Source organism: Pandoraea norimbergensis, from assembly GCF_001465545.3.
In the GTDB taxonomy this organism is placed as follows: Bacteria; Pseudomonadota; Gammaproteobacteria; order Burkholderiales; family Burkholderiaceae; genus Pandoraea; species Pandoraea norimbergensis.
In genome coordinates this window covers 5,756,500-5,778,871 of record NZ_CP013480.3, presented here as the reverse complement: position 1 = coordinate 5,778,871, position 22,372 = coordinate 5,756,500, and the positions used below count along the sequence as shown (strand labels likewise).

The 22,372-nt window shown below is 62.0% G+C and carries 13 protein-coding genes and 1 pseudogene; 10 read left to right on the top strand and 4 right to left on the bottom strand.

Going from position 1 to position 22,372, the window contains the following annotated elements:
• Positions 1–157: 157 nt before the first annotated feature.
• On the bottom strand, positions 158–2,554 hold the full coding sequence (locus tag AT302_RS25290; protein ID WP_058376359.1) for a penicillin-binding protein 1A: 2,397 nt from the start codon (positions 2,552–2,554) through the stop codon (positions 158–160).
• Positions 2,555–2,820: 266 nt separating this feature from the next.
• Between AT302_RS25290 and pilM the strand changes: the two genes are divergently transcribed.
• The 6 genes and pseudogenes from pilM to AT302_RS25260 all read left to right on the top strand — a co-directional run bounded on the left by pilM (position 2,821) and on the right by AT302_RS25260 (position 10,349).
• Entirely contained in the window at positions 2,821–3,906 is a 1,086-nt protein-coding gene (pilM, locus tag AT302_RS25285; RefSeq protein WP_058376358.1) for a pilus assembly protein PilM, read from the top strand.
• Positions 3,897–4,556, top strand: coding sequence for a PilN domain-containing protein (locus AT302_RS25280; RefSeq protein ID WP_058376357.1), 660 nt, complete (start codon positions 3,897–3,899; stop codon positions 4,554–4,556). Before pilM ends, AT302_RS25280 begins: the two co-directional genes overlap by 10 nt.
• The gene (gene pilQ / locus AT302_RS28375; protein WP_084656466.1) at positions 4,546–7,413 is read left to right on the top strand and encodes a type IV pilus secretin PilQ; all 2,868 of its coding nucleotides are present in this window, start codon (positions 4,546–4,548) and stop codon (positions 7,411–7,413) included. The genes AT302_RS25280 and pilQ overlap by 11 nt, the downstream gene beginning before the upstream one ends.
• Positions 7,319–7,837, top strand: a pseudogene (locus tag AT302_RS25270) (shikimate kinase); the annotation flags it as partial. The gene pilQ and the pseudogene AT302_RS25270, both read left to right, overlap by 95 nt.
• Before the next feature lie 283 nt (positions 7,838–8,120).
• The gene (gene aroB, locus AT302_RS25265; RefSeq protein WP_058376355.1) at positions 8,121–9,197 is read left to right on the top strand and encodes a 3-dehydroquinate synthase; all 1,077 of its coding nucleotides are present in this window, start codon (positions 8,121–8,123) and stop codon (positions 9,195–9,197) included.
• 15 nt (positions 9,198–9,212) lie between these two features.
• Positions 9,213–10,349 carry a deoxyguanosinetriphosphate triphosphohydrolase gene (locus AT302_RS25260; protein WP_058376354.1) on the top strand — a complete coding sequence of 379 codons (1,137 nt, stop codon included), beginning with the start codon at positions 9,213–9,215 and terminating at the stop codon, positions 10,347–10,349.
• Between the two features lie 55 nt (positions 10,350–10,404).
• Here the strand turns inward: AT302_RS25260 and AT302_RS25255 are convergent, their stop codons facing one another.
• The 3 genes from AT302_RS25255 to AT302_RS25245 all read right to left on the bottom strand — a co-directional run bounded on the left by AT302_RS25255 (position 10,405) and on the right by AT302_RS25245 (position 12,950).
• Complete coding sequence (locus AT302_RS25255; RefSeq protein ID WP_167365820.1) at positions 10,405–10,818, bottom strand: DUF883 family protein; 414 nt, start codon at positions 10,816–10,818, stop codon at positions 10,405–10,407.
• 262 nt (positions 10,819–11,080) lie between these two features.
• Positions 11,081–11,833: an OmpW/AlkL family protein gene (locus AT302_RS25250; protein WP_058376352.1), complete on the bottom strand. Its 753-nt coding sequence runs from the start codon at positions 11,831–11,833 to the stop codon at positions 11,081–11,083.
• A 268-nt stretch (positions 11,834–12,101) separates the two neighbouring features.
• Positions 12,102–12,950: an OmpW/AlkL family protein gene (locus AT302_RS25245; RefSeq protein WP_058376351.1), complete on the bottom strand. Its 849-nt coding sequence runs from the start codon at positions 12,948–12,950 to the stop codon at positions 12,102–12,104.
• Positions 12,951–13,148: 198 nt separating this feature from the next.
• Between AT302_RS25245 and AT302_RS25240 the strand changes: the two genes are divergently transcribed.
• The 4 genes from AT302_RS25240 (at position 13,149) to AT302_RS25225 (ending at position 22,291) form a co-directional block, all read left to right on the top strand.
• Positions 13,149–13,850, top strand: a complete 702-nt coding sequence (locus tag AT302_RS25240; protein WP_058376350.1) for a transposase — start codon at positions 13,149–13,151, stop codon at positions 13,848–13,850.
• Positions 13,851–14,240: 390 nt separating this feature from the next.
• Positions 14,241–18,974, top strand: a complete 4,734-nt coding sequence (locus AT302_RS25235; protein ID WP_407668808.1) for a glutamate synthase-related protein — start codon at positions 14,241–14,243, stop codon at positions 18,972–18,974.
• 96 nt (positions 18,975–19,070) lie between these two features.
• Positions 19,071–20,537, top strand: a complete 1,467-nt coding sequence (locus tag AT302_RS25230; RefSeq protein WP_058376349.1) for a glutamate synthase subunit beta — start codon at positions 19,071–19,073, stop codon at positions 20,535–20,537.
• A gap of 443 nt (positions 20,538–20,980) precedes the next feature.
• Positions 20,981–22,291, top strand: coding sequence for an MFS transporter (locus AT302_RS25225; RefSeq protein WP_058376348.1), 1,311 nt, complete (start codon positions 20,981–20,983; stop codon positions 22,289–22,291).
• Positions 22,292–22,372 lie beyond the last annotated feature (81 nt).

The following is a 22,372-nucleotide window of genomic DNA, read 5'->3' as shown; positions in this document are numbered from 1 at the left end:
GCCTGTCCGGCCGACCGTTCGATTCCACCGGGGAATTGACTGTCCAGTCGCAAAAACGGCGCAGCACCTCGTGAGAGACCGCTGCGCCGCTTGATTTTCTGTATGTCAGTGCGTGTTTCCCACCGCGCACATCAGCACTTTTCCCGGATAAATCCCCTCAAGGCTTGTTAAACATATCCAGGATGCGTTGGCGCTCCTGCGTATCGACCGGCCCCGGCGGTGCACTGGTTGTCGTGCCATCCGGCGCGGTGTCTGCGCTCAGACCCACTGTGCTGATCGCGCGACCCGGCGGATAGTCGTCGTAGAAATAATCGCCGTTCGCCTGAATGATTCCCGAGGGCACCGGGCGCGTCGATTCCGGCACACCACGCAAAGCCTTGGTCATGTAGTCGATCCAGATCGGCAGTGCCAGACCGCCACCGGTTTCACGGTCGCCCAGATTGCGCGGCTGATCGAAGCCGATCCACGCCACCCCCACCAGTTGCGATTGATATCCCGCAAACCAGGCGTCGTGCGAATCGTTGGTCGTGCCGGTCTTGCCGGCGAGGTCGTTTCGTTTGAGCACGTTCGTCTTGGCGGCCGTGCCACGCGTCGCCACATCGTGCAGCATCGAGTTCATGATGAAGGCGTTGCGGGCCGGAATGGCGCGGAACGTTTCATCGCCCGCCGTGGCCGGCTTCTCTTCCATGATCACGTTGCCTTTCGAGTCCGTGATGCGCGCCACGATGAACGGATTCACGCGGAAGCCGCCGTTAGCGAACACGGCGTAGGCGCTCGCCATTTGCAACGGGGTGACCATGCCGGCACCCAGCGCCATCGGCAAATACGCCGGGTGCTTGTCGGCTTCGAACCCGAAGCGTGCGATGTACTTCTGGGCGTACCCGGGCGTGATGCTTTGCAGAATACGGATCGATACAAGGTTTCGTGAGCGCATCAGCGCGACACGCATCGGCATCGGACCTTCGAAGCCACCACCGTAATTCTTCGGCTCCCACGGCTGACCGCCCGTTTGCGCCGCGGTGAAGTAGAGCGGACCGTCGTTGATGATCGTCGCCGGCGCGAAGCCCTTTTCCAGCGCAGCCGAGTAGATGAACGGCTTGAAGCTCGACCCCGGCTGACGCCACGCCTGCGTGACGTGATTGAACTTGTTGCGATTGAAGTCGAAGCCGCCGACGAGCGAGCGAATTGCGCCGTTCTGCGGGTCGAGCGAGACAAACGCTGCTTCGATGTCGGGCATCTGCACGATGCGCCAGTTGTCCTTGGCGTCCTTCGTCACGCGAATGACCGAACCCGGGCGAATCTTCTGCTTGGGTTGCGCTTTGGCGCTCAGGCCGGCGGCGGCGAAACGCAGACCGTCGCCCGTCACGCTCACGTCGTCACCATTGAGCAGTACCGCCTTGACCTGCTGCGGCGACGCGGCAAGTACCACGGCCGCCACCATGTCGCCGCTGTCCGGATGCTCGACGAGTGTGTCGTCGATCAACTGTTCTCGGTCGTCCTGGTCGCTCGGCAGATCGATATTGGCTTCCGGCCCACGGTAGCCATGACGCAGTTCGTAGGCCATGACCCCGGCGCGCAGGGCTTCATAGGCTGCTTCCTGATCGGCCGAATTGATCGTCGTGTAGACGTTGAAGCCGCGCGTATAGATCTCGTCCTTGAACTGGGCGTAAAGCAGTTGACGCACCATTTCCGCGACATAACCGGCATGCACGCTGAACTCGCTGCCGAGCCCGCGCACGACCAGCTCTTGCGAGATCGCCTGATCGTATTCCGCTTTCGAGATGTAACCGAGGTCGTACATGCGCTTGAGGATGTATTCCTGACGCACGCGCGCCCGCTTGTAGTTGACGATCGGGTTATAGGCCGACGGTGCCTTGGGCAGACCGGCCAGCATTGCGGCTTCGGCAAGCGTGACGTCCTTGATGTCCTTGCCGAAATACACGCGGGCGGCGCTCGCGAAACCGTACGCGCGCTCGCCCAGATAGATCTGATTCATGTACAGCTCGAGAATCTGATCCTTCGTCAGGCGCGACTCGATCTTGTAGGCGAGCAGGGCTTCGTAAATCTTGCGCGTATACGTCTTCTCGCTCGAGAGGAAGAAGTTGCGTGCGACCTGCATCGTGATCGTACTGGCGCCTTGCGACGAGCCGCCACGGGCGACGTTGGCCACGCCAGCCCGGAAGATCCCGATGAAGTCGACGCCGCCGTGCTGATAGAAGCGATCGTCCTCGATGGCGAGAACGGCCTTCTTCATCACATCCGGAATATCGGCAAAGCGCACGACGTTACGACGTTCCTCGCCAAACTCGCCGATCTGAATTTCGTCGGCGGTATAGATGCGAAGCGGAATCTTCGGCCGATAGTCGACGATGGTGTCGAGCGACGGCAACTGCGGCGTCATGACCACCAGGATGTACCCCGCCAGCAACGCGCCACAGACGAGCATCGCGGCGATCAGGCCGACGAACCACAAAACGATGCGCAGCCAGATCGAGCGGCGCGGCTTGGGTGGGCGCTTGTCGCGTGGGGTGTCTGTTTGGGGTGTGCTTGCCATGGGGGAGTCGAAAAAAACAATGGGCCGATTATAACGAACGGTTAGCGAAGGACCCCCGAACGGCCGGTGCCTCTTTGCCGAAGATGTCAGAAATGGGATTCCAGGCGTGTCGTGACTCGGACAAAGATGAGAAAAAAGCGGCGTGGATTCCGAAAGCGAAACGAACCGCGATTTCCGCGCCTAGATTCGGACTCGTCCGATTGGAGGCCGCTTCCTCCATGGCTAGGATCGATTGCATCGACATCGATCCACATGGGAGGCACGTCATGATCGAAGCGGCCCTGCGCAACTTGCGCCACATTACATCCCCCTTTGCACGGCCCTTCGCGGCGCTTATGCCGCGTCTCGACGGTGGTGGGTGCGGTATTCACTTTGACGCAGGAACCCTGCAATTTGTTCGCCTGGCGCGGGTGGCCGGTCCTTCGCGGCTGCGCCTCGACGCTTACGGCACGGCGGCGCTCGACGACGATGTGTTGCGCGGCGGAGTGCTGGCCAAACCCGAAGCCGCGGCGCGACGCCTCGGTGAGCTGCTCGAACGTGCCGGCACGAGTGCCGAGTCCCTGCGAGGCGACACCGTCGTGCTGGCGCTACCCGCGCACCTGCTCAAGACGCACGTCGTCGAGTACCCGCCGGATATGCCGGCGCGCGCCCTGCGCGCCTGGTGCGAGCGGCATGCGGCGCTACTGTTGCCGGGCGACGGTAGGCCCGGTTTGCGCTCGCGCGTGGGAGTGACTTGGGCCGAACCGGGGAGTCACCGCCTACGGCTGTATGCCTGTGAGGCCGAGCTGGTCGACGACCGCCTTGCGGCTTTGGAAATGGCGGGCTTGCGTGCCCATGCCGTCGATGTGGCGCATGCCGCCGGGCGTCGGGCGTTTCAATGGGCGTGGCCAGCGATGGGTGAGCCGGCGCATGAGACGCCGATCTCGACTCAATCACCAAAATCACCACAATCGCCGATGGCGCTACTCCAGGTTAGCGACCACGACATCGATCTGGCCGTATTCGATGCGCAGACGTGCGTGGCCGACCTGCGCGAGCGCTTCGACGGCGTGAATGGGAATCCGGAAGCATTGGCGAGTGTGGTTTGTGAGCTACTCGGCAGAATGCCGGTCCCCGCCGGTTCGCTGCATGTGGCGGCGCAAAGCGTGACGCCGGGCGCTTTCGTGGCGATGTGCGATGGTCTCGTCTCGGCGTGCCGTGTCCCCGTACGGCCGTTTGATCCGCTCGGTCGACTCGACGCTGCGAACGCACCGGCGCGCCTGCGACAGACGTTTGCGGAACGTGCGTCGCTTGCAGTGGCGTGTGGTCTGGCGTTGCGCGCCATGTCGATGCGGGGGCTGCCATGGCAGTGATGCCTTATCTCCCGCCAATCGATTTGCTACCCACGCTGGCACAGCGTCGTCAGCGCGATTTTCGACGGCAGTGGCAAATCTGGGCGGCTCTCGCGCTGGTGGGCGCCTTGCTGGCGTTGCTGCCGATCGCTTGGGACGTTCATGCTCGTCGAGAAGGGCAAGCGCAGTTGTTGGCGTTGAACGCGGCACGATCGCGGCTTGACGCAGAGACAGCGTCGTTCGACACAACGCGGCGCACGTTAGCGGGTATTCGGGCACACCGGAGGGTGGTGCTGGCACTGGTCACGCGCCGGCAGGATATGGCGGGCCGGCTCCTCGACGTCATGCGGGCGTGTGCCGACGGCGTGCGTCTGGCGAGCCTCGATATCGACGACCGGCAACTGAACGTCGGTGGCTTCGCGACAACACAGTCCCGTGTGCGAGAGATGCAGAAGCGCTTGCGAAGCCTGCTGTGGGTCAAGAAAGTTGCGGAAGTCGAATCGAGTCTGATCCCGGAGAGCGTGGCGCGGCAATTGATGGGCGCCAATCCCCCTGCGTCGTTGCCGGCTGTACGACGTTTCGCGGTGCGTGTCGTGCCCCGGCCCATTGCTGAACCGGTGTTTGCTGGTGACGCCGTATGGGACCAGGAGGAGGGCGTCGATGACAAATGACCGCCAATCGCCGGCCGACGTCCGCGATCTTCTTGCCGATCTTGTCGAGCGTTGCCGGACACACTGCGCGGCATGGACATCCGTGTCGCCACAGGAATGGCCGTTGCCCGTGCGTTGGAGCCTTGGGGCTGGGGTGCTGCTGGGGGCACTGATGCTGAGTTGGTCGATGTGGTGGCTCATCGGGTTACCGGTCCGCACGTCGCTGAGTAACGACATCGCGGCTGGGCGCACGGCGCTGAATCTTGCGATGTCGCAGGCGAAGCAATTGCCGCAGTTGATGACGACGCTGCGAAACGCGCAAGCCGAGACGGTGGCGTGGGAGCGACTGGTACCGGTGGCGCCATCGGAGGTGCCTCCGGGGGCGCTTGTGCATAGCGCTTCAGCGGCGGTCGGCGGGTTTCCCGAGGGTATGCAGCAGGTACCACGGCGGCAGGTACCACAGCCGCAGCAACCACTGCGGCAGATACCACGAGTTGGGGCGAATAGCGCGGACGCAGGGTCCGAACCGATGTGGCGTGCCGACTTAGAGTCGCTCGTCGCGCGCGCTGGGCTGGTATTGGAGACGGCCCGTCCGGGGGCATTCGACACGAAGGCCGATATCGACACCGAGCGAGCGGAGTTGCGGGTGACGGGGTCTGTGGCGGGTTTGATCGGCCTGCTTGCCGAGATCGAGCGGGCGCCACGTCATCTTGTCATCGAACGGCTGAATTTGCAGGGGGTAGAGGCGGGGGCGGGGGCGGGGGCGGCGCATGACGGAAACGGGCAGGCAACCTTAAAGGTGACGATAGCGACCTACGTTTGGCATCGCACGTCAGCCGCTGGGGTCGTGAGTGAGACCGTGCCGATGCCCGAGCTGCCAGAGACGCCGACACCTTGGCAGATGCCGCCGGCCATGGTCGACGTGTTCCGGGCGTCCTTGACGGGGCGTCCCGGGCAAGCGGCCGCTGCAATGGCGGTAGACCCGGCGGCGCCGCCCATCTTGGCAGTTGATGTTGCCGATCCCATTGGCAAGATGCAGGCCGGGGCGCGCCGGGTGACCTTCCGGCGTGTCGCCAACGGTGTGGCCACGGATTGGGCAGGACCGACACATGCACCCGGACCGCACCTCGAAACGCAGATCAATGTGACGCTGCATGGCGTGGATACGGTGGCTGCACTGAAGGCGTTCGCGCGTCTGACGGGAAGAAATCTAGTGCTCGGCGAACATGTCGCGGGGCGGCTTGAGGTGGAAATGGCAAACGTCTCCCCGGCGACGGCCTTCGAAGTGCTGATCAGGGCGGCAGGGCTGGGCGTGCGATCGCTGCACGGTGTGGACTGGGTTGCGCCGAAGGCCGAGTTGCTCGCTGACGAGCAGACGCAACTGGAAACCGCCGCGAAGCGCGAGACCATGCAACCACTCGTCAGCCGGCGCTTCACGCTGAATTACCCGCGCGCATTGGAATTGCGCGAAATCATCATCGGCGAAAAGGATCGCAAAACGCAGCGGCTGTTGTCATCGCGAGGCAGTTTGATCGCAGACCCTCGCACCAACCAGCTCTTCGTGACGGACTTGCCGGAACGCCTCGACGCGCTCGGCGCGTTTATCGCGCGTATCGATGTGCCAGTCAGGCAGGTGCTGATCGAGGCGCGCATCGTCGAAGCGGACGATCGGTTCAGCGAGTCTCTCGGCGTCAACCTCGCCGGCTATTACGCGCGGACCCATGCCCAGAAGGCCGGAAACGCCGGGCCTTCGCGCGGTGGCGGGCCCCCCTCGGAGCGAAGTGGCAGTGCGGCAGGTAAAGCGGCAAACGGGGCGAATGGGGCTAATGGGGCGAATGGGGCTAATGGGGCTAATGGGGCTAATGGGGCTAATGGGGCTAATGGGGGGCAGGGAGCTAAGGGGAGGCAGGGCTCGTCGACCGGCACGGGGTCTCAGGGATTGGTCGACATACTCGACAGCGCCTTGCCTGCGGCGGCACTCGCCGGTGTGGCGCCGCCAAGTCTGGCCATTACGCTGTTCGGACGATCTGCAACGCGGTTTCTACAACTAGAGCTGTCGGCACTGGAAACCAGCGGGCGGGGGCGTGTGGTGTCGCGTCCGAGGGTGGTGACGGCAGACAAGGTGGAGGCGGTCATCGAGCAGGGAACCGAATTGCCCTATCAGGCCCGTAGCGGGCGGCGAAGCGTGTCGACGCTACAGTTCCGCAAAGCCACGCTGCGTCTGGAGGTCACGCCGCTGATTACGCCCGACGGACAGGTCATTCTTGACGTGGATGTGCGCAAGGACAGCGTCGGGCATGAGGTCGCAGACGGCTTCGCCGTGGATACCCGGCACGTCAAGACACAGGTGCAGGTCGAAGACGGTGGAACGGTGGCCATCGGGGGGATCTATCAGGAGGAACGGCGCGATTCGCGCGCCCAGGTGCCATGGCTAGGTGACGTGCCCCTGCTGGGTGCGCTATTCCGGAACCGGTCGGAGGAGGACCGGCGCACCGAGTTGCTTGTGTTCATCACGCCCAGCGTGGTGCCCGAGGCCGGTGGCGTGGACGCCAATGTCGCCCCCGGCAGGTCCGCACCGTTACCGGGCGGTAGCGAGACGATGCCCGGACGCAAGGCATTCCGGGGCGAGCCGGACCACCCGGCAGCGCGCCCCAAGGCGCCGGCAAATGACGTTCCGGCGGGGCACGCCAGGCTGACGGCGGCGTCTTTGGAGGCGACGCGTTCCGCACGCCCGACGCATATCCCGGTATCATCAGGGATTGGAACCCAAATATCAGCGATTCATGCTGGAAAACGTAATACTTGTCGGATTGATGGGGGCGGGCAAGACCACGGTCGGACGCGCCGTCGCGCGACGTCTCGGACGGCAGTTCTATGACTCCGACCACGAGATCGAAGCGCGCACAGGCGTGCGAATCCCGGTCATCTTCGAGCACGAGGGCGAAGACGGCTTTCGCCAGCGCGAAGCGCATACCATCGACGAACTCACACAGCGCAGCGGCATCGTTCTCGCCACCGGCGGGGGCGCCGTGCTGCGCGCCGAAAACCGCGAATGCATCAAGTCGCGCGGTACTGTCGTCTATTTGCGCGCCACGCCGCATGACTTGTGGCTGCGCACACGTCGCGACAAAAACCGCCCGTTGCTGCAAACGGCGGATCCGCGCGCGCGCCTCGAACAATTGTTTCAGGAGCGCGACGCGCTGTACCGCGAGTGTGCGACCTTTGTCATCGAGACGGGCCGGCCAAGCGTCAATGCGCTCGTCAACATGGTGCTCATGCAACTGGAGGTCGCCGGCATTGTGCCGATCGGGCCTCACCATGAGCTTGAAGCAGATGCACATGTGGATGGTGCTGATGTTGTTGATGCCCAGGGCGAAGACAATGAAGGCCGCGGCGAAGGCATCGGAAGTCCCGGCACCGGAAGCGTCGGGAACGCCAGCGAGGCGGCCGAGACTGACACGCCGAACACGAGCACGCACGCAAGCGAACCCTTACCCAGCGACGCAGCGGGAAAGACCGTGTCACCAATACCTGACGCGGCCTCACGCTGATGTTGCCGACCACGATAACTAGCCAGTCAGCGGCATGATTACCCTCAAACTCGAACTTGGCGAGCGCGCCTACCCCATTCATATCGGCACCGACCTGCTCTCGCAGGACGCCCTGTTCGCGCCGCATGTGCGCGGCACGCACGCGATCATCGTGACGAACACGACCGTGGCGCCGCTGTATGCAGAGAAAGTCGCCGCAACCCTCCAGCGGCTCGGCAAACGCGTCGTCACGGCGGTGCTGCCGGATGGCGAGAAGTACAAGAACTGGCAGACGCTGAATCTGATTTTCGACGAACTGCTGGGCGCGCAAGCCGATCGTAAGGCGACACTGATCGCGCTGGGCGGCGGGGTGGTGGGCGATATGACGGGCTTTGCCGCAGCGTGCTACATGCGCGGTGTCCCGTTCGTGCAGGTGCCGACGACGCTGCTCTCGCAAGTCGACTCGTCGGTGGGCGGCAAGACGGGCATCAACCATCCGTTGGGCAAGAACATGATCGGCGCCTTCTGGCAGCCGAGCGCCGTGCTGGCTGACATCGACACGTTGTCGACGCTGCCGGAACGTGAGTTGGCGGCGGGACTCGCAGAAGTCATCAAACACGGTGCGATCGCCGATGAAGCGTATTTCGACTGGATCGAAGCCAATATCGACGCGTTGAATGCGCGCGATACGGCGGCGCTGTCTTACGCGGTGCAACGCTCGTGCGAGATCAAGGCCGCCGTGGTTGCCAGCGATGAACGCGAACAAGGATTGCGCGCCACGCTGAACTTCGGACATACCTTCGGACACGCCATCGAAGCGGGTCTCGGCTACGGCGAGTGGCTGCACGGCGAAGCAGTCGGCTGTGGCATGGTGATGGGCGCTGATCTGTCGGCGCGGCTCGGCTACATCGACGAAGCCCTGGTGCCGCGCATCAAGGCTCTCGTCGCGGCAGCCAAGTTGCCGGTGACCGGCCCTGCGCTCGGCGAAGATCGCTATATCGACCTGATGCGGGTCGACAAGAAGGCCGAGGGCGGTGATATCCGCTTCGTGCTACTTAATCGGCTGGGCGAAGCGTTCATGACGCGTGTGCCCGATGCCGAACTGCGCGCGACGCTGCGCGCCAACGTGTAAGCGGGAGGGCTGGCGATGGTCGATTACGAAGCGTCGCTGGCCCCATACGCGGCCCGTTCGCTGAATTCGCGTGGACGTCGGTTTGCCGAGGCGGCACCGGCGACACGCAGTGAGTTTCAGCGCGACCGCGACCGCATCATCCATTCAACGGCGTTTCGCCGGCTCGAATACAAAACGCAGGTCTTCGTGAACCACGAAGGCGACCTGTTCCGCACCCGCCTCACCCATAGCCTCGAAGTTGCCCAGATCGGGCGCTCGATCGCCCGCAACCTCCGTGTCAACGAAGACCTGGTCGAAGCCATTGCATTGGCGCATGACCTCGGCCACACACCGTTCGGTCACGCCGGACAAGACGCACTGAACGCCTGCATGCGCGACTATGGTGGCTTCGAGCACAACCTGCAAAGCCTGATCGTTGTCGATGAACTCGAAGAGCACTATGGGGGATTCAACGGCCTGAACCTGTGCTTCGAGACGCGCGAGGGCATTCTCAAGCACTGCTCGCGTGCGAATGCGCGAGAGCTGGGTGAGCTAGGTGAGCGTTTTCTCAAGGGGCGCCAGCCGGGCATTGAAGCGCAGATTGCGAATCTCGCCGACGAGATTGCCTACAACAATCACGATATCGACGATGGCGTGCGCTCCGGGTTGTTGTCGTTGGAGCAGCTCGATGCCGTGCCGCTCTGGAAGCGCTATTGCGCTGACGCGCAGCGCGAGTGGCCGGAGATATCCGGTCGCCGGCTCGTGCATGAGACGACACGACGCATCATCAACGCGCTGATCGTCGACCTGATCGCCACGACGCGCCGCCGTGTGGCGGATGCCTCACCGGCCTCGATGGACGACGTGCGGGGTGTCGGACCGCTGGTGGCGTTCAGCGACGAGATGCGGGAGCAGGCGGGCCAGTTGAAGCGCTTTCTGTTCGAGAACCTGTATCGCCACTATCTGGTGATGCGCATGGCGGCCAAAGCCCAGCGCATTGTGCAGGAGCTGTTTGCCGCGTTTCTCTCGGACCCTCGGTTGCTGCCGCCGAACTACCGCCCCGAGAACGAGGCTGATCAACCGCGCTGGATTGCGCACTACGTCGCGGGCATGACCGACCGCTACGCGATCAAGGAATACCGCAGGCTCTTCACGATCGAGCCGACAGTCTAGTGGACAGTTGAGTGAGTCACGGCCTCCGCGAGGGAGGCCGCCCCTCGCACTGCGATTAACTACGTCCCGCGATAAACCCGAGTACCAAGGCCACGGCGGCTACCGTCCCGAGCGTCTGCCAGGGGCGTTCGTGCACATAGCCGTCGGCTTCTTCCCAGACTTCGTTGGCGCGGCGGCGCAGATGGGCGCTTTTGTCACCAAAATCACTACGTGCTTCACGAAGCTTGTCTCCGATTTCGGCGCGCAGCGCTTCAATGTCGGAGGCCGATTTTGCGTTGGAGAGGGCGTGGTCGAGATCGTCGAGCAGGTCGCGAACACGTGCTGAAACGTCGCCGGTTGCGAGACGTGCTGCGCGTGCCGTGCGGCGTCCCGCATAGCGGGCATCGTCGAGGCCGTTATTCAGTGCTGATTCCGCTTTCGAGGCAATTCCCATTTCTGACTCCCTGATGGTGGTATTGAAATGCGACATGCGCCATGTCCGGGGGGGACTTGCCGGCGTCATGCCGATGGAAACCTGGTGCGAGCGGCCATTATGGCGTGGCCGTTCGCGGGCGTACACCATGAGAGACAGCGGGCCAAAAGGGAAAGTTGCAGATATTTACCGATCGATCGATTGCGATGGTGCCAATTTCCGCGAGGAAATGCGAAAACGCCGCACAAGGCGGCGTTTTCTGATCCATCTGAAGCGTGGTGCGACGCTTTGAAGCGCGCTGCCGTGATCTGGCAGTGACTTAGAAGCGATAGCCGAGCGACAGGAACGTGACCACCGGGTTCAGCTTGACCTTGGCTTCGCTGGTCGTGGTGATCGGACCGCGCGTCGTGGTCAGCTTGGCCGTCGTGCTCACCGGGATGTACGACACGGAGAAAGACAGCGTCCAGTGCTGGTCCATGTTGTAGTTGATACCCGCGTTGAACACCGGGGCCCACGAGTTGGTCAGCTTTGCCGTGGTCGAGCCACCCGGGCCGAGGGCGAGCGAGTTGCTGGCCAGTGCCTGGAAGCCATCCGTGAGCTCGATGTTCGAGTACCAGAAGTAGCTGGCACCAATGCCCACGAACGGACGCCACTTGTCGTCGGCCTGACCGAAGTAGTACTTCAGCAACAGGGCCGGGCTCCACTGCTTGGCCGACGCCAGTGCGCCGTTACCAGGCAGTTGCAGGCGGCCTTGGCCGTACAGATGGAATTTCGGCGGAACACCGAACACGCCTTCGACGGCGATGTTATCGGTGAAGAAATGCGCGAACGTGATGCCGAGCGTATCGGCGTCAGACACCTGGGCGCCGGTATTGCCCCCAAGCGCGGCGTTAAGGCCGGCAGCCAGTCCCGGCACGCTCGATCCCGTTACCTTCAACGGATCGCTGGAAACTTGCGGCGAGAGGTGGAACCAGCCGAGGCTGACAACGTTATCGCCGGCTTTCTGTGCGAAAGCGGCCCCCGACGCCGTCAGCATGGCCACGGCAGCAATGGTCAAATGCTTCAACTTCATTTGATTCGTCTCCTGCTCAAGATTCTTTATTGTCGAGAATTTCGGTAAATGAAATTCAGGGCCATTATGCCGAGCGTGGAAAGTCGCGGGTAGCATGAGACTGGAGGTGTCGCTCTAAAGGTGTTGTTTCCACGCATCGACTTATGGAATGCCCTTAGAAAAAAGCGCTGGACGAAAGAAAAGCGTGCCCTTATACGTCAGGCACGCTTTGAGAAAAAACCTCCGGACTCCGATATTACGAACGCAATTAGCGTCCCGCAGGCTGGCTTTAGAACTTGTAGCCGAGCGAGACGAAGGTCACAATCGGATTCAGCTTGATTTCGGCATCTGAGGACGCAAGCACCGTACCGTCCTGTGCCTTGATCTTGATGTTGGCCGTGGTCTTGAGCGGAATGTAGGAAACCGATGCGCTTGCGACCCAGTGCTTGTCGAACGCATAAGAGACGCCGGCATTCACAACTGGTTGCCACGATGCCGATGATTTCGCTTCTACCGTCGTCGGACCGTTATGTCCGGAAGTAAAAGCGAGCACGCTACCGAAATTCTGATTCAGCGCTGATTCGAAACTCGGATTGAGACTGACGTTTGTAAAGAACGTATAGCTCACGCCGACGCCGAGAAAAGGACGCCAGGTCGAATTAGCCTGGCCGAAGTAATACTGGAATACCAGCGCCGGACTCCATTGCCGAACGCTTTGCACGATCGGGTTGTTTTGCGGTGCGCCGAGGTCGATACTCGTGAGCGCGCCGGCAAGACCCGGGGGTGCAATCACGCCTTGGCCGGTGAGCTTGAATTTGGCAGGAACCCCGGCCACCGTTTGCAAGGCGATGTTGTCGGTGATGAAGTGGGTGATGACGAGCCCGAGCGTGTCGGCATTGCTAACCTTCGCGCCGGAGCCCGGTGAGGTAAAGTTCGCCGGCACGAGCGTTGGGGTGAGACCGTCCTGATTGGTGCTGGTGGTCATCGGCTTGCTGGAGTCTTGCGGCGCGATGTGAAACCACCCGAGGTTGACGACGTTGTCGCCGGCTTGTTGTGCAGTGGCGCTGGTGGACGCCAGTGATATGCCGATACCGAGCGCGCAAAAGCACGCTGCGGACCGGTAGGTCCGAGTTGTCATTTGTCTATCCTCCCAAGATTATTTATTTATTTTTCGATGCATTATGCGCTGGTGGACTCTGGGCGCAATCGTCGAATCTAGAGTTTTTGTACGAATCAAAGGGAATTGGCTAGATATCAGTATTTAAAGAGGTTTTTGCTGTCGAAACTGCCTCGCGAATCGTGATATCGAGCTTTAAAGCTTTACATTTGAATTCGCATGGCCCGATTACCGCGACTCTTTATTCCCCGTCAGCCGCAGCATGTGATTCTGCGCGGCAACAACCGGCAAGCCATCTTCGTGGACGACGAAGACCGGCGTGTATTCCATGACCGTCTGCGCGAAGCTGCGCGAGCGCACGGGCTGGCGATTCACGCGTGGTGCATGATGCCGAACCATCTCCATCTGGTCGCGACGCCGGCCGACGAGCGCAGCCTGCCCGCCACGCTTCAGGCGGTCGGCCGCTATTACGTGCTGTACTTCAACCGGCGGCACCAGCGCACCGGCACCTTGTGGGAAGGGCGCTACCGGGCGACGGTCATCGAAGCCGAGCACTATCTGCTGCTCGCGAGCCGTTATGTCGAACTCAACCCGGTGCGCGCCGGGCTGGCCGACGCCCCGGGCAACTACGTGTGGTCGAGCTACAACCATCACGTAGGCCTGACGGTCGATAGCCTCGTGACCGATCACGCGCTGTATTGGTCACTCGGTAATACGCCGTTCGAACGTCAACGTACCTACGCGGAGGGGTTCTCAGTTCCGCTGCCGCCCTACGAGGTTGACGCGCTGCGTACAGCCACGCAGAAGGGGTGGCTGCTTGGCGGCCCCGAATATCTGGCGAGAATGTCACTGGCGGCGAATCGTCGAGTGAGTCCACTCACGCGTGGCCGTCCCCGCAAGTTGGCCTCCGATCTGCTCTGATCTCCTGCTGAATCTCCCCATCGGCGAACCCGTCCGGGTTCGCCAATCTCCCTCAACTGCTTGAAATTCAACAAATTTATGACGGTGATCAAATTGATGAAAACAATCTGACCCCAATAAAAATAAGCCTTCTTTTGGTGCGGTCGTTAATTGGAATCTGACCCCATTAAAATATTTTGTCATTGTGAATTTCATAGCGTATATTCCAACTTCGGCCGATTGGTGCGATGCGCAAAACCGTGCGCACTGAGTCGGTACCTGTGGCGACACTCGAGAATGATCTTCGACGCGTGCGACACCGCAGTCTGGCCTGCCCGGCCAACCCCCACTTAACCCGGCCGACCGTGACGAACATGCGCGCGGCGGCCTCGCCAAGAGACGGTGTAACTCGTGGAAAAGAAACAGCAACCGATTGCGACGGCAGCAGCGCTGCCGGGTGAGGCGTACGTGGCGCCGGACGCACAGGGCATGTACGACCCGGCCAATGAACACGACGCCTGCGGTGTCGGCTTCGTGGCCCATATCAAGGGTGTGAAGAGTCACGCCATCGTCGAGCAGGGTCTGAAGATCCTCGAGAACCTCGATCACCGGGGCGCCGTGGGCGCCGACCCGCTGATGGGCGACGGTGCCGGCATCCTGCTCCAGATTCCCGATCAGTTCTACCGCGAAGAGATGGCCCGTCAGGGCGTCACGCTGCCGCCGGCCGGCGAGTATGGCGTGGGCATGATCTTCCTGCCGAAGGAACACGCGTCGCGTCTCGCTTGCGAACAAGAGCTCGAGCGCACCGTGAAGGCCGAAGGTCAGGTCGTGCTGGGCTGGCGCGATGTCGCCATCGATCGCGACATGCCGATGTCGCCGAACGTGAAGGCCACCGAGCCGGTGATCCGTCAGATCTTCATCGGTCGCGGTCAGGACATCATGGTGACCGACGCGCTCGAACGTAAGCTGTACGTCATCCGCAAGACCGCAAGCCACCGCATTCAGGCGCTCAAGCTCAAGCACGGCAAGGAATACTTCGTGCCGTCGATGTCGGCACGCACCATCGTCTACAAGGGTCTGCTGCTGTGCGATCAGGTCGGCCGCTACTACCGCGATCTGGCCGATCCGCGCACGGTCTCCGCGCTCGCCCTCGTGCACCAGCGCTTCTCGACCAACACGTTCCCGGCCTGGGAACTCGCCCACCCGTATCGCATGGTGGCGCACAACGGCGAAATCAACACCGTCAAGGGCAACGTCAACTGGATCAACGCCCGCACGGGTGCGATCTCGTCGGCCGTGCTCGGCAGCGATCTGCAAAAGCTGTGGCCGCTGATCTATCCGGGCCAGTCGGACACCGCATCGTTCGACAACTGCCTCGAAATGCTCACGATGGCCGGCTACCCGCTCGCCCACGCGATGATGATGATGATCCCGGAAGCCTGGGAACAGCACACGTTGATGGACGAGAACCGCCGCGCGTTCTACGAATACCACGCCGCGATGATGGAGCCGTGGGACGGCCCCGCTGCCATCGCCTTCACCGACGGTCGTCAAATCGGCGCGACGCTCGACCGTAACGGTCTGCGCCCGGCGCGCTACGTCATCACCGATGACGACATGGTGATTCTGGCGTCGGAATCGGGCGTGCTGCCGATTCCCGAGTCGAAGATCGTCAAGAAGTGGCGCCTGCAACCGGGCAAGATGTTCCTGATCGATATGGAACAGGGCCGCATCATCGACGACAAGGAGCTCAAGGACAACCTGGCCAACGCCAAGCCCTACAAGAGCTGGATCGACGCCGTGCGCATCAAGCTCGACGAGATCGAGCCGAAGGTGGAAGAGGCCGGTGTGCATCACGACACGGCCACGCCGCTGATCGACTTGCAGCAGGCGTTCGGTTACACGCAGGAAGAAGTGAAGGTGTTGATGACGCCGATGGCGATCAACGGTGAAGAAGCCGTGGGCTCAATGGGCAACGACAGCCCGCTCGCGGTGATGAGCAACAAGAACAAGACGCTCTATCACTACTTCCGCCAGCTGTTTGCGCAGGTGACGAACCCGCCGATCGACCCGATCCGCGAAAACATGGTGATGTCGCTGGTGTCGTTCATCGGCCCGAAGCCGAACCTGCTCGACACGAACAACATCAACCCGCCGATGCGTCTCGAAGTGTCGCAGCCGGTGCTGGACTTCAAGGAAATCTCGAAGATCCGTCACATCGACAAGTACACCGGCGGCAAATTCCGCTCGTACGAGTTGAACATCTGCTACCCGGTCGCCTGGGGCAAGGAAGGCATCGAAGCCCGCCTCGCATCGCTGTGCGCCGAAGCTGTCGACGCGGTGAAGTCGGGCTACAACATCCTGATCGTCTCCGACCGTCTGACGAATCGCGAACAAGTCGCCATGCCGGCGCTGCTCGCCACGTCGGCCGTGCACCAGCATCTGGTGGCGCAAGGTCTGCGCACGAGCACGGGTCTCGTGGTGGAAACCGGTTCGGCCCGTGAAGTGCATCACTTCGCGCTGCTGGCCGGCTACGGTGCCGAAGCCGTGCACCCGTATCTCGCGATGGAAACGCTCGCGCAGATCGCCCGCAAGCAAGGCGGCGACCTGACGCCCGAGAAGGCCGTGAAGCATTTTGTGAAGGCCGTCGGCAAGGGGCTGCACAAGGTCATGTCGAAGATGGGCATCTCGACGTACATGTCGTACACGGGTGCACAGATCTTCGAAGCCATTGGCCTGTCGCAGGAACTGGTCCGCAAGTACTTCCAGGGCACGGCGTCGAACGTCGGCGGTATCGGCATCTTCGAAGTGGCGGAAGAAGCGGTGCGTCTGCATCGTGAAGCCTTCGGCGACAATCCGGTGCTGGCCAACATGCTCGACGCCGGTGGCGAATACGCGTTCCGCATTCGTGGTGAAGACCACATGTGGACCCCGGACGCCATCGCCAAGCTCCAGCACTCGACCCGTTCCAACTCGTACCAGACGTACAAGGAATACGCGAACCTCATCAACGACCAGAGCAAGCGCCACATGACGCTGCGCGGTCTGTTCGAGTTCCGCGTCGATCCGCAGCGCGCGATCCCGCTCGATCAAGTCGAGTCGGCCAAAGACATCGTGAAGCGTTTCGCGACGGGTGCCATGTCGCTCGGTTCGATCTCGACCGAAGCGCACGCGACGCTGGCCGTGGCGATGAACCGTATCGGCGGCAAGTCGAACACGGGTGAGGGCGGTGAAGATCCGCGCCGTTATCGCAACGAACTCAAGGGTATTCCGATCAAGAAGGGCGAATCGCTTGCCTCGATCGTGGGCCACGACGTCATCGAAGCCGATATCGAGCTGCAAGACGGCGACTCGCTGCGCTCGCGCATCAAGCAAGTGGCCTCGGGCCGCTTTGGTGTGACGGCCGACTATCTGGTCTCGGCCGATCAGATCCAGATCAAGATGGCGCAGGGCGCGAAGCCGGGCGAAGGCGGTCAATTGCCGGGTCACAAGGTGACCGAGTACATCGGCAAGCTGCGTTACTCGGTGCCGGGCGTGGGTCTGATCTCGCCGCCGCCGCACCATGACATTTACTCGATTGAAGATCTGGCACAGCTGATTCACGATCTGAAGAACGTGAACGCCTCGTCGTCGATCTCGGTGAAGCTCGTGTCCGAAGTGGGCGTGGGCACGGTGGCTGCCGGTGTTGCCAAGGCCAAGGCCGATCACGTTGTGATCGCCGGTCATGATGGCGGCACGGGCGCCTCGCCGCTGTCGTCGGTGAAGTACGCCGGCTCGCCGTGGGAACTGGGCTTGGCTGAGACGCAGCAAACGCTGGTGCTCAACCGTCTGCGCGGGCGTATCCGCGTGCAGGCCGACGGTCAGATGAAGACCGGCCGTGACGTGGTGATCGGTGCGCTGCTCGGCGCTGACGAATTCGGCTTCGCGACGGCACCGCTCGTCGTCGAAGGCTGCATCATGATGCGCAAGTGCCACCTGAACACCTGCCCGGTGGGCGTGGCGACGCAAGATCCGGTGCTGCGCAAGAAATTCCAAGGCAAGCCGGAACACGTCGTCAATTACTTCTTCTTTGTGGCCGAGGAAGTGCGCGAAATCATGGCGCAACTGGGCATCGCGAAGTTCGATGACCTGATCGGCCGTGCCGACCTGCTCAACACCAAGTCGGGCGTGGAGCACTGGAAGGCGAAGGGTCTCGATTTCTCGCGCATCTTCTACCTGCCGGAGGTCGAAGCCTCGGTGCCGCGTCTGCATGTCGAGTCGCAAGATCACGGTCTGGTGCAGGCACTCGATCACGCGCTGATCGAGAAGGCGCTGCCGGCGCTGGAAAAGGGCGAGCACGTCTCGTTCATCCAGCCGGTGCGCAACCGTAACCGCACGGTCGGCGCGATGCTCTCGGGCGAAGTCGCCAAGCGCTACGGTCACGAAGGTCTGCCGGACGACACGATCCACGTGCAACTCAAGGGCACGGCGGGTCAGAGCTTCGGTGCCTTCCTGGCGCGCGGTATCACGCTCGATCTCGTGGGCGACGGTAACGACTACGTCGGCAAGGGCTTGTCGGGTGGCCGCATCATCGTGCGTCCGACCAACGACTTCCGCGGCGACGCCGAGAACAACATCATCGTGGGCAACACCGTGATGATCGGTGCGATCGAAGGCGAAGCGTTCTTCAACGGCGTGGCCGGCGAGCGCTTCTGCGTGCGTAACTCGGGGGCCACGGCCGTCGTGGAAGGCACGGGCGATCACGGTTGCGAATACATGACCGGCGGCACGGTGGTCGTGCTGGGCGAGACGGGCCGCAACTTTGCTGCGGGCATGTCGGGTGGCGTGGCGTACATCTACGACGCCGACGGTACCTTCGGCGCCAAGTGCAACACGGCGATGGTCGCGCTGGATCCGGTGCTGCCGCACGGCGAGCAGGAGCGTACGGTGAGTCAGGGCCTGTGGCATCGCGGCCAGACCGACGAAGCGTTGCTGCGCGAGCTGATCGAGCGTCACTTCCAGTACACCGGTTCGATGCGCGCGAAGGCGTTGCTTGAGGACTGGGACAGCGCCCGCCGCAAGTTCGTGAAGGTGTTCCCGAACGAATACAAACGCGCTTTGGGCGAAATGGCCAAAGCCAACGACAAACAAGCACTGGCGGCCTGATACCGAATGCGCGGTCACGTCACAGGGTGAGGGCCCTGTCGGCGTGCCGCGCGCGGGTGAGGCACGGTAACCACAAAACTTTCCGACTGAAGAAACATGGGCAAGGTCACAGGTTTTCTCGAATTCGAGCGCCAGAGCGAGTCGTACGAAGCACCGCTGGCACGGGTCAAGCATTACAAGGAGTTCGTGCTCGCGCTCTCCGACGATCAGGCAAAAGTACAGGGCGCACGCTGCATGGATTGCGGCATCCCGTTCTGTAACAACGGTTGCCCGGTCAACAACATCATTCCCGACTTCAACGATCTGGTGTATCGCCAGGACTGGAAGTCGGCGATTGCGGTGTTGCACTCGACAAACAACTTCCCGGAGTTCACGGGCCGCATCTGCCCGGCACCGTGTGAAGCCGCGTGCACGCTGAACATCAACAGCGACGCCGTGGGCATCAAGTCGATCGAACACGCGATCATCGACAAGGCGTGGAGCGAAGGCTGGGTTGAGCCGCAGCCCGCCAAGCACAAGACCGGCAAAACGGTTGCCGTGGTCGGTTCGGGCCCGGCGGGTCTGGCAGTCGCACAACAACTGGCACGCGCCGGTCACGACGTGACCGTGTTCGAAAAGAACGATCGCGTGGGCGGCCTGCTGCGTTACGGCATTCCCGACTTCAAGCTCGAAAAGTGGCTGATCGATCGCCGCATGCGTCAGATGGAAGCCGAGGGCGTGACGTTCCGCACCGGTGTGTACATCGGCAAAGATGCGCCGGATGCCACCATCAACAACTTCTCGAAAGAGACGATTTCGCCGGAACAACTGCAAGCGCAGTTCGACGCCGTGGTCATCGCGGGTGGTGCGGAACAGCCGCGCGATCTGCCGGTGCCGGGGCGTGAGCTCGAAGGCGTGCATTTCGCGATGGAATTCCTGCCGCAGCAGAACAAGGTCAACGCGGGCGACAAGCTGGCGAACCAGATGCTGGCGACGGGCAAGAGCGTGATCGTGATCGGTGGCGGCGATACGGGTTCGGATTGCGTGGGCACGTCGAACCGTCATGGTGCGAAGCACGTGATGCAGTTCGAGCTGCTGCCGCAGCCGCCGGAGCAGGAAAACAAGCCAATGGTGTGGCCGTACTGGCCGACCAAGCTGCGCACGTCGTCGAGCCATGACGAAGGTTGCGAGCGTGACTGGTCGGTCGCGACGAAGCGCTTCGAAGGCAAGAACGGCAAGGTGGAAAAGCTGATCGCCGTGCGCCTCGAATGGAAGGACGGCAAGATGCAGGAAGTGGCCGGTTCGGAGTTCGAGTTGAAGGCCGATCTGGTGCTGCTGGCCATGGGCTTCGTCTCGCCGGTGCAGACCGTGCTCGACGCGTTCGGCGTGGACAAGGATGCGCGCGGCAACGTGCGTGCCTCGACCGAAGGCGAGCGCGCCTACACGACGAATCTGCCGAAGGTGTTTGCTGCCGGTGACGTGCGTCGCGGTCAGTCGCTGGTGGTGTGGGCGATTCGCGAAGGCCGTCAGTGCGCACGCGCGGTCGACGAGTTCCTGATGGGCCATTCGGAACTGCCGCGCTAAGCAAATTTGCCTGCCAAAACCACAAATACGGGGTGGTTGTTGAGTTTGAGAGGAGGGGGCGCAGCCGTAGGCAGCTGCGTCGCTGTGGAGAAACCGTCCGAACGGCAACGTTCGGGCGGTTTTTTCTTGCCTGTTCGTCTTGCGCAGGTGCTGTCGGGTGCAACGCCCGCCAAGCTGGAAATTCAGTAAATCGCTAAATATAAGATGTCATACAACAAGACATCTTTTCGATGCGATGACATGTGGGAAATCCTTCCCAACATGTGCAAACATCAATGCCTATAAGGTATATGACGTGTTGCGCCGGGGTAAATCAAAACACTAGGGATTATCCGTAAACGCCACAAACAGCCATTGTCATCGTACATCGTCTCACGTAGGATGCCTCTCCATGCGAGCCATGCACTCGCAACAAAAAAATCCACAACAGAGAGACAACCATCATGGCACTGAAGATCAAAGGCCTGCGCTGGTGGATGATCGGACTGCTGCCACTCGGCACGGTCATGAACTACCTCGCGCGCAGCTCGCTTGCCGTTGCCGCCCCCACGGTAATGAAGGATCTCCACATTACCACCCAGCAGTACGGCTGGATCACGGGTGCATTCCTCGTGCTGTACCCGATCGGCGCCCCGTTGACGGGCTACCTGATGGACCGCATCGGCCTGCGTCTCGGCTTCCTGCTGTGCGGCGTGATGTGGTCGATCGTGTGCATGCTGCACGGTCTGGCAGACGGCTGGGTCGGGCTGTTCGTCCTGCGCGGTTTGCTGGGGTTGGCCGAAGCGTCGTTCATTCCGGCCGGCATGCGTGCCGCAGCCTTCTGGTTTCCGTCGAAAGAGCGCGCGTTCGCAGCGGGCATCTTCAACATTGGCACGTCCATCGGCGCCATTCTTGCGCCGCCGCTGATCGCTTGGTCGATCCTGCGCTACAACTGGGAAACCGCGTTTGTGATCGCCGGTGCGTTGGGGCTGGTGTGGGGGGCGCTGTGGTTCGCGTTCTATCGTCATCCGACGGACCACCCGGCACTGACGCAAGCCGAGTCCGACTACATCAACGAAGGCAACGTCGTCGATGCCGCGGCCGACGCGCGCAAGCCGAACCTGCGTTCGATCCTGCGTCAGCGTAATTTCTGGGGCATCGCCCTGCCGCGTTTCTTCGCCGATCCGGTGTGGGGCACCATCGTGTTCTGGATGCCGTTGTACCTGAGTCAGGCGCGTGGCTTCGATCTGAAGACCATCGCGGCGACGGCATGGCTGCCGTTCGTGGCGGCCGACATCGGCTGTCTGATGGGCGGCACCATTTCCGTATGGCTCAACAAGCATTTCAAGATCACCATCTTCAACGGCAAACGCGTGGTGTTCACCATCGGTGCATTCGTCATGACGGCGATGTGCGGCGTGGGCTTCGTCAAAGACCCGATGATGGCGATTTTCCTGCTGTGTCTCGGCGGCTTCGCGCACCAGACGCTTTCGATCAGCGTGATCTCCATGTCGGCCGACCTGTTTCCGCGTAATGAAGTGGCCACGGTCACCGGGCTGGCGGGTCTCTCGGCCGGTATCGGTAACCTGTTGTTCACGCTGGTGATCGGTGCGTTCGTGACGGCCGTCGGTTATGCCCCGTTCTTCGTGGCACTCGGTCTGGGTGACCTGATCGGTGCGGTGATTCTGTGGACGGTGGTCAAGCCGCATATCACCGGCACGGCGACCCCGGCACCGGCGCAGCGTGTGGATGTGGGGCGCACGGCGAATGCTTGAGCTTGCGCCCGAACCTGAACTTAAGTCTGAACAGTAAGTTTGACGAACACTGCGCTGCGCACCTTGACCGGTGTGTGGCGC

What these genes read in the sequence shown, in the direction of transcription:
- AT302_RS25290 (WP_058376359.1), bottom strand. Translation starts at nt 2,554, where the DNA reads ATGGCAAGCACACCCCAAACAGACACCCCACGCGACAAGCGCCCACCC.
- pilM (WP_058376358.1), top strand. Translation starts at nt 2,821, where the DNA reads ATGATCGAAGCGGCCCTGCGCAACTTGCGCCACATTACATCCCCCTTT.
- AT302_RS25280 (WP_058376357.1), top strand. Translation starts at nt 3,897, where the DNA reads ATGGCAGTGATGCCTTATCTCCCGCCAATCGATTTGCTACCCACGCTG.
- pilQ (WP_084656466.1), top strand. Translation starts at nt 4,546, where the DNA reads ATGACAAATGACCGCCAATCGCCGGCCGACGTCCGCGATCTTCTTGCC.
- aroB (WP_058376355.1), top strand. Translation starts at nt 8,121, where the DNA reads ATGATTACCCTCAAACTCGAACTTGGCGAGCGCGCCTACCCCATTCAT.
- AT302_RS25260 (WP_058376354.1), top strand. Translation starts at nt 9,213, where the DNA reads ATGGTCGATTACGAAGCGTCGCTGGCCCCATACGCGGCCCGTTCGCTG.
- AT302_RS25255 (WP_167365820.1), bottom strand. Translation starts at nt 10,818, where the DNA reads ATGTCGCATTTCAATACCACCATCAGGGAGTCAGAAATGGGAATTGCC.
- AT302_RS25250 (WP_058376352.1), bottom strand. Translation starts at nt 11,833, where the DNA reads ATGAAGTTGAAGCATTTGACCATTGCTGCCGTGGCCATGCTGACGGCG.
- AT302_RS25245 (WP_058376351.1), bottom strand. Translation starts at nt 12,950, where the DNA reads ATGACAACTCGGACCTACCGGTCCGCAGCGTGCTTTTGCGCGCTCGGT.
- AT302_RS25240 (WP_058376350.1), top strand. Translation starts at nt 13,149, where the DNA reads ATGGCCCGATTACCGCGACTCTTTATTCCCCGTCAGCCGCAGCATGTG.
- AT302_RS25230 (WP_058376349.1), top strand. Translation starts at nt 19,071, where the DNA reads ATGGGCAAGGTCACAGGTTTTCTCGAATTCGAGCGCCAGAGCGAGTCG.
- AT302_RS25225 (WP_058376348.1), top strand. Translation starts at nt 20,981, where the DNA reads ATGGCACTGAAGATCAAAGGCCTGCGCTGGTGGATGATCGGACTGCTG.